15 protein-coding genes and 2 pseudogenes are annotated in these 12,689 nt (G+C 69.5%); 8 read left to right on the forward strand and 9 right to left on the reverse strand.

The genetic code is table 11. The features are described from left to right. The first annotated feature begins 76 nt into the window (after positions 1–76). Complete coding sequence (locus tag OG974_RS32345) at positions 77–946, forward strand: recombinase family protein (protein WP_327286447.1); 870 nt, start codon at positions 77–79, stop codon at positions 944–946. 83 nt (positions 947–1,029) lie between these two features. Beyond that, positions 1,030–1,143, forward strand: a pseudogene (locus OG974_RS32350) (SAM-dependent methyltransferase); the annotation flags it as partial. A 41-nt stretch (positions 1,144–1,184) separates the two neighbouring features. Here the strand turns inward: OG974_RS32350 and OG974_RS32355 are convergent. From OG974_RS32355 to OG974_RS32370, 4 genes and pseudogenes are all read right to left on the reverse strand, one after another. Beyond that, a complete protein-coding gene (locus OG974_RS32355; protein WP_327286569.1) occupies positions 1,185–1,451 on the reverse strand; it encodes a hypothetical protein in 267 nt (88 codons plus the stop codon). Positions 1,452–1,573: 122 nt separating this feature from the next. Then, complete coding sequence (locus OG974_RS32360; RefSeq protein ID WP_327286448.1) at positions 1,574–2,731, reverse strand: DUF6596 domain-containing protein; 1,158 nt, start codon at positions 2,729–2,731, stop codon at positions 1,574–1,576. After that, the gene (locus tag OG974_RS32365; protein WP_327286449.1) at positions 2,728–3,135 is read right to left on the reverse strand and encodes a YciI family protein; all 408 of its coding nucleotides are present in this window, start codon (positions 3,133–3,135) and stop codon (positions 2,728–2,730) included. Before OG974_RS32365 ends, OG974_RS32360 begins: the two co-directional genes overlap by 4 nt. A gap of 239 nt (positions 3,136–3,374) precedes the next feature. After that, positions 3,375–3,762 (reverse strand): annotated as a pseudogene (locus OG974_RS32370) (transposase); the annotation flags it as partial. A 222-nt stretch (positions 3,763–3,984) separates the two neighbouring features. On the opposite strand from OG974_RS32370, the gene OG974_RS32375 reads away from it, so the two are divergent. The 5 genes from OG974_RS32375 to OG974_RS32395 all read left to right on the forward strand — a co-directional run bounded on the left by OG974_RS32375 (position 3,985) and on the right by OG974_RS32395 (position 9,248). Beyond that, the gene (locus tag OG974_RS32375) at positions 3,985–4,833 is read left to right on the forward strand and encodes an ABC transporter ATP-binding protein (protein WP_371647335.1); all 849 of its coding nucleotides are present in this window, start codon (positions 3,985–3,987) and stop codon (positions 4,831–4,833) included. After that, positions 4,830–5,669, forward strand: coding sequence for an ABC transporter permease (locus OG974_RS32380; RefSeq protein ID WP_331735376.1), 840 nt, complete (start codon positions 4,830–4,832; stop codon positions 5,667–5,669). Before OG974_RS32375 ends, OG974_RS32380 begins: the two co-directional genes overlap by 4 nt. After that, complete coding sequence (locus OG974_RS32385) at positions 5,627–6,907, forward strand: sensor histidine kinase (RefSeq protein WP_331735379.1); 1,281 nt, start codon at positions 5,627–5,629, stop codon at positions 6,905–6,907. Before OG974_RS32380 ends, OG974_RS32385 begins: the two co-directional genes overlap by 43 nt. Positions 6,908–6,941: 34 nt before the next feature. Next, the gene (locus OG974_RS32390) at positions 6,942–7,574 is read left to right on the forward strand and encodes a response regulator transcription factor (protein ID WP_331735382.1); all 633 of its coding nucleotides are present in this window, start codon (positions 6,942–6,944) and stop codon (positions 7,572–7,574) included. Between the two features lie 99 nt (positions 7,575–7,673). Further along, positions 7,674–9,248, forward strand: coding sequence for an NDP-hexose 2,3-dehydratase family protein (locus OG974_RS32395; RefSeq protein WP_371647372.1), 1,575 nt, complete (start codon positions 7,674–7,676; stop codon positions 9,246–9,248). A 487-nt stretch (positions 9,249–9,735) separates the two neighbouring features. On the opposite strand, the gene OG974_RS32400 is transcribed toward OG974_RS32395, so the two are convergent. The 3 genes from OG974_RS32400 to OG974_RS32410 form a co-directional block, all read right to left on the reverse strand. Next, positions 9,736–10,020 carry a hypothetical protein gene (locus tag OG974_RS32400; protein WP_327286457.1) on the reverse strand — a complete coding sequence of 95 codons (285 nt, stop codon included), beginning with the start codon at positions 10,018–10,020 and terminating at the stop codon, positions 9,736–9,738. A gap of 331 nt (positions 10,021–10,351) precedes the next feature. Then, positions 10,352–10,918: a hypothetical protein gene (locus OG974_RS32405; RefSeq protein ID WP_327286458.1), complete on the reverse strand. Its 567-nt coding sequence runs from the start codon at positions 10,916–10,918 to the stop codon at positions 10,352–10,354. Beyond that, the gene (locus tag OG974_RS32410) at positions 10,918–11,118 is read right to left on the reverse strand and encodes a hypothetical protein (protein WP_327286459.1); all 201 of its coding nucleotides are present in this window, start codon (positions 11,116–11,118) and stop codon (positions 10,918–10,920) included. The genes OG974_RS32405 and OG974_RS32410 overlap by 1 nt, the downstream gene beginning before the upstream one ends. 94 nt (positions 11,119–11,212) lie before the next feature. Here OG974_RS32410 and OG974_RS32415 point away from each other — a divergent pair, with 94 nt between their 5' ends. Beyond that, positions 11,213–12,274: a helix-turn-helix domain-containing protein gene (locus OG974_RS32415; protein WP_327286460.1), complete on the forward strand. Its 1,062-nt coding sequence runs from the start codon at positions 11,213–11,215 to the stop codon at positions 12,272–12,274. A 9-nt stretch (positions 12,275–12,283) separates the two neighbouring features. Here OG974_RS32415 and OG974_RS32420 read toward each other — a convergent pair whose 3' ends face one another. Continuing rightward, positions 12,284–12,499 carry a hypothetical protein gene (locus tag OG974_RS32420; RefSeq protein ID WP_327286461.1) on the reverse strand — a complete coding sequence of 72 codons (216 nt, stop codon included), beginning with the start codon at positions 12,497–12,499 and terminating at the stop codon, positions 12,284–12,286. 46 nt (positions 12,500–12,545) lie between these two features. Next, the gene (locus OG974_RS32425) at positions 12,546–12,689 is read right to left on the reverse strand and encodes a hypothetical protein (RefSeq protein WP_327286570.1); all 144 of its coding nucleotides are present in this window, start codon (positions 12,687–12,689) and stop codon (positions 12,546–12,548) included.

Raw genomic sequence — 12,689 nt, forward strand, 5'->3', positions numbered from 1 at the left:
ACCTGCAGTGATCACGTTTCATGAGTTGTTGCAAACGACTGGGCTCCTGAAACATCCTCATGAAACAGTTCGGGGTGTGAGCGACGATTTCAAGCGCGTGGAATCGCACGACTGCCCGATGTCCACCTGCGCCGCCCCCGCGGGCTCCCCGTGCCGGACCGGCACGGCCAAGGTGGCGATCCAGTACCACACCGCCCGCTTCCGCCTCGTGCCCCAACTCGCCAAGGTGCTCAGCGTGCAGACCCCCGCGGTGCGCAAGCCCGGCTCGGCCTGGACCGAACTGCCCCGGCCCGTAAGCGCCGGCATCACCCCAGTCGGGCACGTCCGCCTCGGCTACGCACGCGCCTCGACGGCCCGGCAGTCCCTGGACGCGCAGCTGGACTCGCTCGCCGAGGCCGGGGTCACCCGGGTTTTCTCGGAGAAGATCTCCACCCGCGCCACCGTGCGCCCCGAGCTGGACGCCGCCGTGAAGCTCGCCGTGAAGATCCGGGCCTCCGGCGTTGCCGTCACGCTCGTCGTGCACGAGCACAAGCGGCTCGGCCGCGGCATCGAACTGGCCATGCTCGCCGAGGAGCTGAAGTCGAGCGATGTCGGCCTGGAGTTCCTCACTGGGGAGCTCAAGGGCTCACACGACCCCTCCGGGATCGTCTTCACCGTGCTCGCTGCGATGTCCGGCATGGAACGCGAGTACATCCGGGACCGCACCCTCGAAGGCCACGAGTCCGCCCGCAAGCGCGGCAAGACCATTGGCGGCGCCGGCGTCACCGACGACGACATGCTGTTCACCGCCCTGCGCCTACGTGACGAGGAGTTGAGCCTGCGCGACATCGCGGTCCGGCTCGTCATCTCCAAGGGCACGAAGAAGGGTCAGCACCCCTCGCCCGCCACCGTCCTGCGCATGCTGCGCAAACATGATGAACAAGTTGCCGCGGCCGCGAATGCCTGAGCCGCCAAAGCTACCGGCGGGTTACTTTTTCCCTGGTGTCTGGGCTAGGACTTCGGGGCCTCCTTGAGGAGTCGGCGGAACCGCCGGTGGACCGCTTCGCCGAGCTGCTGGCCGAAGCCGGCCTCGCACCCTTCGCCCGGCTGGTCCACGACCCGGACTCCGAACGGGGCCTCCTGGACGCCCACTTGCTGGCCCGCCACCCGCCACCCGCCACCCGCAAGGCGCTACCGGAGGCGCCTCAGTCCGTCCCCTCGGGCGGCGTGGTGCGCGACGCACGACGCCCCTGCCACCACATGCTCACACCGGCGAGACCTCCGGCGGCGACGAAGAAGCCCGCCTTGACCGCGGCCTTCCCGGACAGCCAGGCCGCGCCGACGCCCAGGTTCAGCCCCAGCCACCAAAAGATCGCGCACACGCCCGCCGCGGCGAGCAGTCCCGCCACGACACCCATTGCGGCCCGCGGCCATTGGCGTCCGCCGGCACCGTCCCCCGTGTCACTGGTCATGCGCACAACACTAGGGGACGGCGGGTGCGGCCTTCGTCCGTACGAAGGATGACCGGGCGCGCGACTTTCGTCGCGAAAAGCCTCCGAGTCCCGACCCGAAAGTCTCTGACGGCACGAACCCGTCACGGACGCCGATGGGCGTTGAGCCGGGCGGCCTGGCGCGTCAGGTGGTCGCGCTCGGCGAGGTTGGGTGCCTTGTGGGCCGCCTCGGCGTACAGCCGGGCCGCGGTCGTCAGGTCGCCGTCGCGCTCGTGGAGGTACGCGGCCACTGCGGCGTGGCGGGGCAGTGAGTCGTCCAGCGCCGCGAGCGCCGCCAGGCCGGCGCGCGGTCCGTCCGCCTCGCCGATGGCGACCGCGCGGTTGAGGCGTACGACCGGGCTCTCCGTCAGGCGCGCGAGCTCGTCGTACCACTCCACGATCTGCACCCAGTCGGTCTCCTCGGCGGTGCGCGCGTCGGCGTGGAGCGCCGCGATGGCGGCCTGGGCCTGGAACTCGCCCAACCGGTTGCGGGCGAGGGCTGCCTGCAGGACGCGGACGCCCTCGGCGATCGACGCCGTGTCCCACCGGCCCCGGTCCTGCTCGGCGAGCGGTACGAGGCTGCCGTCGGGGGCGGTCCGGGTGGCGCGCCGGGCATGGTGGAGCAGCATGAGGGCGAGCAGCCCCGCCACTTCAGGGTGGTCGATCGCGCCGGCGAGCTGCCGGGTCAGCCGGATCGCCTCGGCGGCGAGGTCCACGTCGCCGGAGTAGCCCTCGTTGAAGACCAGGTAGAGGACGCGCAACACGGTGGCGACGTCGCCGGGCTGATCGAAGCGCACGCCGGAGAGGGTCCGCTTCGCCCGGCTGATCCTCTGCGCCATGGTCGCCTCGGGCACCAGGTACGCCTGGGCGATCTGGCGGGTGGTGAGACCGCCGACGGCGCGCAGGGTGAGCGCGACCGCCGACGACGGCGTCAGCGAGGGGTGGGCGCACAGGAAGTACAGCTGGAGCGTGTCGTCCACAGCGGGCGAGGGCCCGGGCGCCGGCTCCTCCTCGACGCGGTCCTCACGCCTGCGCCGTGAGGCGTCCGACCGGGTCGCGTCGAGGAACCGGCGCCAGGCCACGGTGACCAGCCAGCCCTTCGCATCCCGCGGCGGGTCGGCCGGCCAGACACGGACCGCCTCGACCAAGGCGTCCTGTACGGCGTCCTCGGCCGCCGCGAAGTCTGCTCCGCGGCGGACGAGGACCGCGAGGACGCCCGGTGTGAGGCTCCGGAGCAGTGCCTCGTCCATGGACGGGGTCATTCGGTGATGGTGGGGGGCGCAGCCAGGAACGGGCGCAGCTCGACCCACTCGTGGATCGGCTTCCCGCCCGCCCCGGGGGCGGCCGACAGCTCCCCGGCCAGCTCGACGGCGCGCTCGTAGCTGTCGACGTCGATCACCATCCACCCGGCGATCAAGTCCTTGGTCTCGGCGAACGGCCCGTCGGTGACCGGCGGGCGCCCCTCGCCGTCGTACCGGACGAACGTCCCCTCGGGGGCGAGCGCCTGCCCGTCGACGAACTCGCCGGTCCCCTCAAGCCGGGCCGCGAAGTCGCGCATGTACTGCATGTGCGCCGAGATCTCCTCGGGCGTCCACTGGTCCATGGGCACGTCGTTGACCGGAGCCGGGGCGCCACGGTAGTGCTTGAGCAGCAGGTACTTGGCCATGGTGGTTCTCCTCGGTACTGGTGCGACCCATTCTGGCCGCCTTCACTCCGAGGACGGAGCCGCCCACGACTTCTCGACACTCCCGTCCCATATCTTTTCGGTCGGGCGCGGGTCCGTGGTGTGCGCAGCAGCGTGTCCGCGTCGCGCACTCGCACTGACGAAGGTGTTCACGGATCGTGTGGTCGGCGAGTGGGGGATGGCTGTGACATCTGGCGGCAAGGCTGTGGACGATGACCGTTACCCCGGTCCACGGGGCTCGGACCTGTGAGTTCGCCCCTTTTTTAGCGCGGACGTGGGCGGAGTCGAGGACGGCTCGGGAGAGGTCGAGGAGGCTGGCGTCGTCGAGCCGGTACAGGATCTCCTCGTGCAGCCGGCCCCACACTCCGGCCCTCGACCAGATCAGAAACCGGCGGTGGGCCGTCGACTTCGATATCCCGAAACAGGGCGGCAACGACCGCCAGGCGCACCCGCTGACGAGGACGTAGATGATCGCCGCGAACAGCGTCTCATCAGGCGTGTCCTGCGTCCCGCCGCCCTGCAGCCTCACCCTCTCGACGGCGGGATCAGCGGCTCCGCGATCTCCCATAACCCGTCCGGAACAATCCAACTCCACGTACCCCGCCCCATACCGACGTCAACGACGGAAGGCGCCGCCGCGCGGGCATGCGCTGAGCCGCATGCTGGCCGGTCGCGTTGGAGGTCCCATCCAACCCGGTTGGGACGTCCCCGGCCCGTCCCGCCTGCCCCGTGACCGCTTCCCGGCCGCTGCGGGTCCATCGATCGAAGGACCCCGGAGCTCCTTCGACAGCACGCTGTGCCGGGGCACCGGCCCTGCCTAGAGTCCAAGATGTGTTGACTGATCGAGTGATTCACGCACGCAACGTGCGAAAGAACTATGGCGGGCGCCTGGTCCTGGATGTGGGCGAGCTGAGCGTGGACAAGGGCGAGATCTTCGCGCTGCTCGGTCCCAACGGCGCCGGCAAGACCACCTTCACCGAGATCCTGGAGGGCCTGCGCGAACGCGACAGCGGTGAGATCACCGTGCTCGGCGAGGACCCGGGGACCGCCAACGCGGCCTGGCGCACCAACGTCGGTGTCGTGCTGCAGGACTCCCACGACTACCCCCAGCTGACCGTCCGCGAGATCCTCGCCCACTTCGCCTCGCTCCACGCCCACGCACGCGACGTCACGGAACTACTGGAGGCGGTCGGCCTGCGAGAGCAGCAGGGCCGGCGCGCCAGCCGGCTGTCCGGCGGTCAGCGCCGCCGCCTGGACGTGGCGTTGGGCCTCATCGGCAACCCCGAGCTGCTGTTCCTCGACGAGCCCACCACCGGGTTCGACCCCGAAGCACGCCGCCAGTTCTGGGAGCTGGTCAAGAGGCTGCGGGCCGATGGCACCACGATCGTGCTCACCACCCACTACCTGGACGAGGCCGAGTACCTGGCCGACCGTGTGGCGGTCATCGCCGACGGACGCGTCCTCGACGTGGACACCCCCGGCCGCCTCGGCGGCCGCCACCTGACCAAGGCCGTCGTCGGCTGGACCGACGAGCACGGCCCGCACCGCGTCGAGACCGACGACCCCACCGCCGCGGTGGTCGACCTCGCCGGACGCTACGGCGGCAGCATCCCCCAGCTGACCGTGGCGCGCCCCAGCCTGGAAGACGTATACCTGCACATGATCGGAGACAACACGTGAGCGCGCCCCCGGCCCTGCGCCGCACGCACGCCCCGCGGCTCGCCCTGCCGCTGTGGAAGGTCGCGGCCGCGCGCAGCGCCCTGGAAATCAAGCAGTTCTTCAGGGAGAAGGGGCAGGTGATCTTCACGTTCGCTATGCCCCTGCTCATGCTCGTCCTGCTGGCCTCGATCTTCAAGCAGCGCATCGGCGACACCGGCATCGACGCCCAGCAGATCTACGTCACCGGCATGCTCGGCGTGGGCATCATGTCCACCAGCTTCCAGAGCATGGTCCTGCAGGTCGTCGGCGAACGTTCCAACGGCACCCTCAAGCGCCTGCGCACCACACCCATGCCCAAGAGCGCCTACTTCACCGGCAAGCTCGCCGTGGTGATGGTGTCCAGCATCGGACAGGCCGTCGTCCTCCTGGGACTGGGCACCGCGTTCTTCGGTCTCCAACTGCCCACCGACCCCGCCCGCTGGGCCACCTTCGCCTGGGTCTACCTCCTGGGCATCGTCAGCTGCACTCTCCTCGGCCTCGCCTACAGCAGCTTCGTCGCCCCGCAGAGTGCCGGCGCCATGGTCTTCCTGCCCGTCATCGTGCTGCAGTTCATCTCCGGCGTCTTCGTCCCCTTCAACGACCTGCCCCACCCGCTGCGGACGATAGCCTCGTTCTTCCCCATGAAGTGGATCTGTCAGGGCATGCGCTCGGTGTTCCTGCCCGACACCTTCCAGCCGTACGAGCCGGGCCACTCATGGGGCCATGGACAGACCGCGCTGGCGCTCGGCGCCTACGCCGTAGTGGGATTGATCGTATGCCTGAAGACATTTCGCTGGAAGGGCCGCAACGACGGCTGAACACGGCCACGGCCACGGCTCCGGAGCACAAGGCGGCCGCCCCCGCTCCGGAGCCCTCGGCCGCCGAACCCGGGGACAACGGCCAGGGCTGGCTGCTGCGGATCCTCCTCGGCTGGCACGCCTCCTTCACCCTGATGGGCATCGTGCTGGAACTGCTGCTGTGGACCGACGGCGCACCCTGGTTCGCCCACCTCGTCCTCTACGGCCTCGCCGCCTCCTACGTGACCCTCGGCGCCCCCGCGCTCTCCGGTGCGAGGCCCCCTCGTGCGGGCCATCTCTTCCTCGCCATCGCCTACGCCGGCACCCTGCTGCTCACCACGGTCGACGACCGCACCCCCATCGCCCTCTACCTGGTGCTGCCCACCACCTTCGCCCTGCTCTCCCCGATCAGCCTGGCCGTCGCCGCCTGCGCGGGCCTTACCCTGCTCAGCGACGCGCTCTACCTCGGCCACCACTCCTTCAGCGCGCAAGCCGTCGGCGAGACGGCCCTGCAGAACGCCACCACCTGGCTGTTCGCCGTGCTCGTCGGGTTCTTCGTCACCCAGCTCCTCACCGAGAACCGCCGCCGCGGCGACCTGATCCGCCTGCTTGAGGAAAACCGGGCCCTGCTCGCCTCCGCCTACCACGACGCCGGCGTCATGGCCGAACGCCACCGTCTCGCCCAGGAGATCCACGACACCGTCTGCCAGGGCCTCACCAGCACCCTCATGCTCATCCGCGCGGCCGACGCCTCCGCCTTCCGTGATCCCGACCGCGTGCGCGAGCGCCTCGCCCTCGCCGAGAAGACCGTCAGCGAGAACCTCGCCGAGGTCCGCGCCGTCGTCACCGCCACGGGCCCCCTGCACCTGCGCAGCACCCCCCTCGACACGGCCATCGAGAACATCACCGCCCGCCTGGGCGACGAACTCGGCATCGAGACCGAAGCCCACATCACCGGCCGGCCGCTCCCCCTGGACGCCACCTTGCAGGTCGTCCTGCTGCGCTGCGCCCAGGAAGCACTCGCCAACGTCCGCAAACACGCCCGCGCCGACCGGGTCCGGGTCGAACTGGGCTACCATCCCAAATCGGTCCTGCTGGAGATCACCGACGACGGCAGGGGCTTCGACGCCCAGCAGGTGCAGGGCTTCGGCCTGCGGGGGATGCGTTCCCGAGCGGAGCAAGTCAACGGGGCGGTGAGCGTGGTGAGCCGTCCGGGGGAAGGCACCCGCGTATCCGTCGAAGTGGCATGGGAGCACTGACACCACAGTGCGCGTACAAGGGAGCCCCCGGGCAATGACCATCCGACTGTTGATCGCCGACGACCATCCCGTGGTCCGGGCCGGGCTGGTCGGGCTGCTGGACTGCCAGAGCGGCCTCGAAGTCGTCGGCGAAGCGGCCAGCGGCACGGCCGCCGTACGCCTCGCCGCCGAACTGCGGCCGGACGTCGTCCTGATGGACCTGCGGATGCCCGAGCTCGACGGCGTCGACGCCACCGCCCGGATCGCAGCCGAGTCTCCTGCCGTACGGGTGCTGATCCTGACCACCTACGACACCGACTCCAACATCGTGCGCGCGGTCGAGGCCGGGGCGGCCGGCTACCTCCTCAAGGACGCCACCCCCGACGCACTCGCGGCCGCCGTCCGCGCCGCCGCCGAGGGCGAGACCGTCCTGCCGCCGCTCATAGCGGCCAAACTCGTCAACCACATGCGCACCCCTGCCCCGGAGAGCCTGACCGCCCGGGAGCTCGACGTCCTGCGCCTCGTGGCCCGCGGCCTGACCAACGCCGGCATCGGCCGCAGCCTCCACATCGGGGAGACCACCGTGAAGACCCACCTCGTACGCATCTTCGCCAAACTCGACGTCGACGACCGCACCGCCGCCGTCACCGTGGCCATGCAGCGTCGGCTCCTGACCGACGTGCTCTGATCCCCCGCCCGGCGGCGCCGCCCCCGTTGTGGATCGGTTCCCCGTCGCACTTCTAACCCGACACCACAAGCTGAGCCTCCCAACGTCAGCACGGGCGGCCTGCCGGAAATACACCAGTGGCTGCGGGAACGGGCCCGCGTCAACGAATTCACCACCACCCCGGTCCCCTTCGCCGAGCTCGACGGGTGGAGCTTCGCCGCCGACACCGGCGACTTGGTGCACCGCAGCGGCGGCTTCTTCCGCATCCGCGGCCTGCACGTCACCAGGGCATCCGGCCCGGTCACGCAGTGGTCCCAGCCGATCATCGACCAGCCGGAAATAGGCGTCCTGGGCATGCTCGCCAAGAAGATCGACGGCGTGCTGTGCCTGCTCGTCCAAGCCAAGATCGAACCCGGCAACATCAACATGCTGCAGCTGTCGCCCACCGTGCAGGCGACCCGCAGCAATTTCCTGCGCCTGCACGGTGGCGCCGCCACCCGCTACCTGGAGTACTTCACCGAACCCGGCCGAGGCCGCGTGCTCGCCGACGTCCTGCACTCGGAACAGGGCGGCAGCTTCTACCGCAAACGCAACCGCAACATCATCGTCGAGACCGACGAGGACGTCCCCGTCCACGACGACTACCGGTCGCTGAGCGTCGGGCAGATCCAAGCCCTGCTGCGCGAAGACAACATGGTCAACATGGACGCCCGCACCGTCCTGTCCTGCCTGCCCCTGAACGCTCCCCACGCCGCACCCGCCGACCCCGCGCAGCAGGAGACCACCGAGATCCAGAGCTGGCTCAACGACGCCAAGAGCCGCTCCTCACTCACCGCCCGGCCCATCCGAGGAAGGCGGCCGGAGCGGGGTGGTTCACGGGGGAAGGCACTGCCCCCGCCGTCGAGGTCCCCCGGGACGCGGGTGGTGTTGGCTGCGGTGCGACACGGTTCTGCTATGTCCGGTCGGCGGCCACGGGTCGGACGGCTGCCGCCGCAAGGGTCTGCTTCGTGGCGGCGGCGAAGGCTGGGCCTTCTCGCAGTGCCTGAGGGCTCAGTGCTTCACTTCCTCGTGGGCGTTGCGGGCGCTGTTTTCCACTTTGGTGAGCAGGTTCTGCCGGGTGGGCTCGTCCATGGAGCGGGTTTGTGCCCAAGCGCGGGCCATGTCAAGACCTTGGGTGCGCAGACGCTCTGGGCGTTGCCCTTCGGGGGTGTTTCGCAGTGCCTGGAGCCACGCGGCGGTGAGGCGACCGGCCGGCTCCGCCTGGTCTGCCGGTTCGTTGAGCAGGCAGTCGAATACCGAAGCGTGCCATTTCCCGGCCTCTTGGGTGTCCTGGCTTTCGGCCGCATCGGCGACGCCGTCCAGGATGCCGAGAGCGCGGGCGTTCTTCGTCGGCTGCAACGAGAGATCTACGCCGGTCGCGTCCGCAGGGACGGCTGCAAGCTGCCCAGCTGCGGTGTGGGTCTCTGCCATGCGCAGCAGGGCGTATGCCTGGGGGTTCACCGCCACCGCGCGCAGGGTTTTTGTGAGCACGCTATTCCACACCGACAGGTGATAGGTACCCTCGGCTCCCCAGGGCGACTTGTTGTCGCCTGCGTTCACTATGTACTCGTTGTCAAGGCCGGCGAGCATCTCATGTACGTCGGGGGCGTAGCCGGCCAGGGCGGTGGCAAGGGGCACCCTCAATGCGGGGTCTAGCTCGATCTTCTGCGACTGGACCCAGCCGAGCGCAAAGATGACGTCCTTCATCGCCTGCGCCTGCGCCTGGGTGTGACGCCCCGGTTGGCTGCCCGCAGTCGCCTTTACGATCGCCTCTCCGAGTGCCGCGCAGCTGATGCCGGGGTGGACAGCAGCCCCCACTGATTTCTGTACGCTCGCGTTTTCGGCCAGGCCATTGCAGGGTGGGGACGTCTCACGCCCGAGGAGGAACCAGGCCCCGAATGCGCCGAGCAGGGCCAGGCATATCCCTGCCCCGACCCACGCTTTCACTGGAACGCCTCGGCGTCCCGTGCTCCCCGTCATCGACGTCCCCACTTCACTCTCTCGCTGCCCGATCAGTTGGTCGTGTCGGTCAGGTACTTATGTGCTGTTTCAGTACCGCGGTTACGCCCTTCGAGGACGTCGCGGCTGTAGTCCTGAATGAAGCTCTCTTGGATGTCCGGCCTATCCTTGGCCCACTCACGGATCATGATCGGCAGTTGATTGTTGACCTCAAGGTACTCGTCCGCGATCTGGGGTTGACCTTGCCGTCGATCTCGCCCTTCATGCGGTTGCCCCACTCCCAGGCCCAGGTGTCGACGCCGCGCTGGATCGAGTCGCCGAAGGCGAGCGAGACGCCGCCGGCCGTGGTGAAGTACATGGGAGCCACCGCGCCGCCGATGACGTGGTAGGCGAGCTTCGACTTCCAGTCGGCCTCGCTGTAGCCGGCCATCCGGCCGTCGTTGATCACGTCTTCCCGGACGGAACTCATGACGCCCAGAGCGGTGCCCGCCTTGTTGATCGGCTTGGTGACGTCCGGTCCCTGTGCCCCTCAACTCAGAGGCCCGCACCCAACTCGCAGCCATCCTCCAGCAGGTCTCCGACGGACTCCTCAAGGACGGGTAACCCTCCGGGAATCCTGCGGAGGGCTGGACGGCGATGTCGCTGACCATCCAGAGCTAGCCCGCGCATTGCGGACTATCAGGACCCACTAGGAGGCCCCCGCCTACGGCAGGTGACCTCCTATCTTGTCTGGGCTTGGCATGGGCGGCCTCCCATGCCAAGCCCAGACCGTGGACGACGGGCCCCCGCTGACGCCAGTCTCATGCCTCGCAGTCGTACTGCTTGGCGAGATTGTCGACGGCCTCCAGGACCACGGTGCGGGAGGCCGCGGTGAGGGCCGCCTCGTCCCACTTCTCCGCCACGACGACGCCGGGTGCGACCTCCAGCGAGACGGTGACGTACTCGGCGTCCGCCTTCATCTTCTTCAGGCACCCGGCGGGGAGCTGGACCTCGCTCTGCCGGGGGCTCACCCATCCCGAATGGCCGTCGGGAAGCCCGGTGGCACCGTTGGCCGGGCTGTTCAGGGTGTTGGCGGGACGGACGGCGAGGGTGTACTGGAGCGGGCCCTCGGTGGCCTTTTCCGGGACCCGGATGACGAAGCAGGTGGTGGAGAAGACGGGGTCCGCCCCGGACCCTCCGCTCTCGTCGACCGTGAGCCGGCCGCCCTTGCCGTCGGACAGCAGCCCTGCGGTCTTCTCGGTGAGCATGCCGAGGCAGAGGTTCTGCGCGCGCAGATCCTTCAGCGTGCTGGGCCACAGCTGGATGGCGGTGACGACTGCCGCCGCGACCACGAGCACGGCCGGCAGTGCCAGATACTTCTTGTTCATCAGTACCGCTCGCCCATCTTCATGTCGGCGTCCTTGATGCCGTTCTGGTACCACTGCTGGGCGGTCGGTTGGAGGCCGTCCTCGTACTCGCCGGGGCTCGCGTCCAGCTCCGAGACGCGCAGCTCTCCTCGACACAGGGTGTTCTTGGATCCTCTCCGCCGCTTCGCGGCAGCGCATTGCCGTCGACTGGCAGTCTTCACCCGCCATTGGCTGCCGGTGAAGGACCGTTTGCTGCCTATGGCAACCTGATTGCGCGTCAACGGGTTCGCCGACGCGACGAGAACGGGGGAGTGCGTGACGGAGAGGGAAGCACCGCAAGACCGGCTGACGGCGTATGCGGAGTGCCTGCGCGACGCCTGTACCACCGGGCGCCGGATGACGCGCTCCGAGCTGGAGGCACGCCGCGCCGAGGGGGAGCGGGCCGCAGAGCTCGGCCTCACGCTGCGCGTGCTGATCCGCGAGCACCTGGCCGTGTCCCAGGAGGTGCTCAATCGGGTGCCCACCCAGCAGGTAGGTTCCCTGCTTGCGGTAACCGAACAGGCAGTAGACGCCTTCGTGGAGGGGTACGAGCGCGCCCAGCACCAGGCCGTGCGCCAGGAGGAGGCCGCACGTCGCGAGTTCATCGACGACCTCCTCTACGGTCGCAGCGATCTCGGGAGACTGGCGGAGCGCGCAGAACGCTTCGGGCTGCGCCTCTCCCAAGCCCACGCGGTGGCCGTGGCGAGCGGCCCGGAGCCGTACGGCGACGGCTACCCGGTGGCCCGCGGGATCGAGTCGGCGGTACTGACCCGGTTCGCGGGCCGGCAGATCCTGCTCACCACCAAGGACGGGCGGCTGATCTGTGTGGCCCCCGGCGACCAGCCGGACGTCCTGGCGTTCTTCGCCAAGCAGGCGTACGCCGCCACCGACGGCGGCAAAGTGGCCATAGGCCGCTCCCATCCCGGCGCCGGCGGCGTGGTGCACTCCTACGAGGAGGCGCTCAACGCCCTCGATCTGGCGGAACGGATGGGCCTGGACGGGCCGGTGCTGCACGCCGCGGACCTGCTGGTCTACCCGGTCCTGACGCGGGATCGGCAGGCGATGGCCGACCTGGTGGAAAACGTGCTGGGCCCGCTCCGCAACGGGCGCGGCGGCGCCCAGACCTTCATCGACACCCTGACCGCGTACTTCGACAGCGGCTGCGTGGCGACCGAGGCCGCGCGCCGGCTGTCGCTGAGCGTGCGGGCGCTGACCTACCGGCTGGAGCGGATCCACAGCCTCACCGGCGCCGACCCGGCCGACCCGGTCAACCGCTACACCCTCCAGACCGCGGTGATCGGCGCCCGCCTGCTCGCCTGGCCCGACACCCAGGTGTGAGCCCACGCCTCAGGGCGTGCGGTTCCTGCGGGCCGCCCAGTCCCGGATGCGGCAGCGCAGCCAGTGGGCCACTTCGCCGAGGCTGATCAAAAGGGCGGCGCTCGCCGCACATGCCACCAGCGAGGCAGGTGCGTCCCTGAGGTGCCCTCCACCCCACAAGAGCACGGTGAGCCCACCCCACCACAGGGCGATGGAGAGGGCCTCCGCGCGCCGGCTGCGTGCCATGCCGAAGCTTCCTTTTCCCCTCCTCAGGGGGAGGGGCGGTCGGTTCTCACGCCAGGGCGAAGTAGCGAAGCCACAGGTAGAGGGCGGAGATGGCGATCGTGACGGCGGTCACGATGAGGCCGTATTTGGTGAACTGCCACAAGGTGATGGGGTGGCGGTTGCGTTCGGCGATGCCGGCCTTGGGGAACAT

The organism is Streptomyces sp. NBC_00597 (assembly GCF_041431095.1).
Classification (GTDB): domain Bacteria; phylum Actinomycetota; class Actinomycetes; order Streptomycetales; family Streptomycetaceae; genus Streptomyces.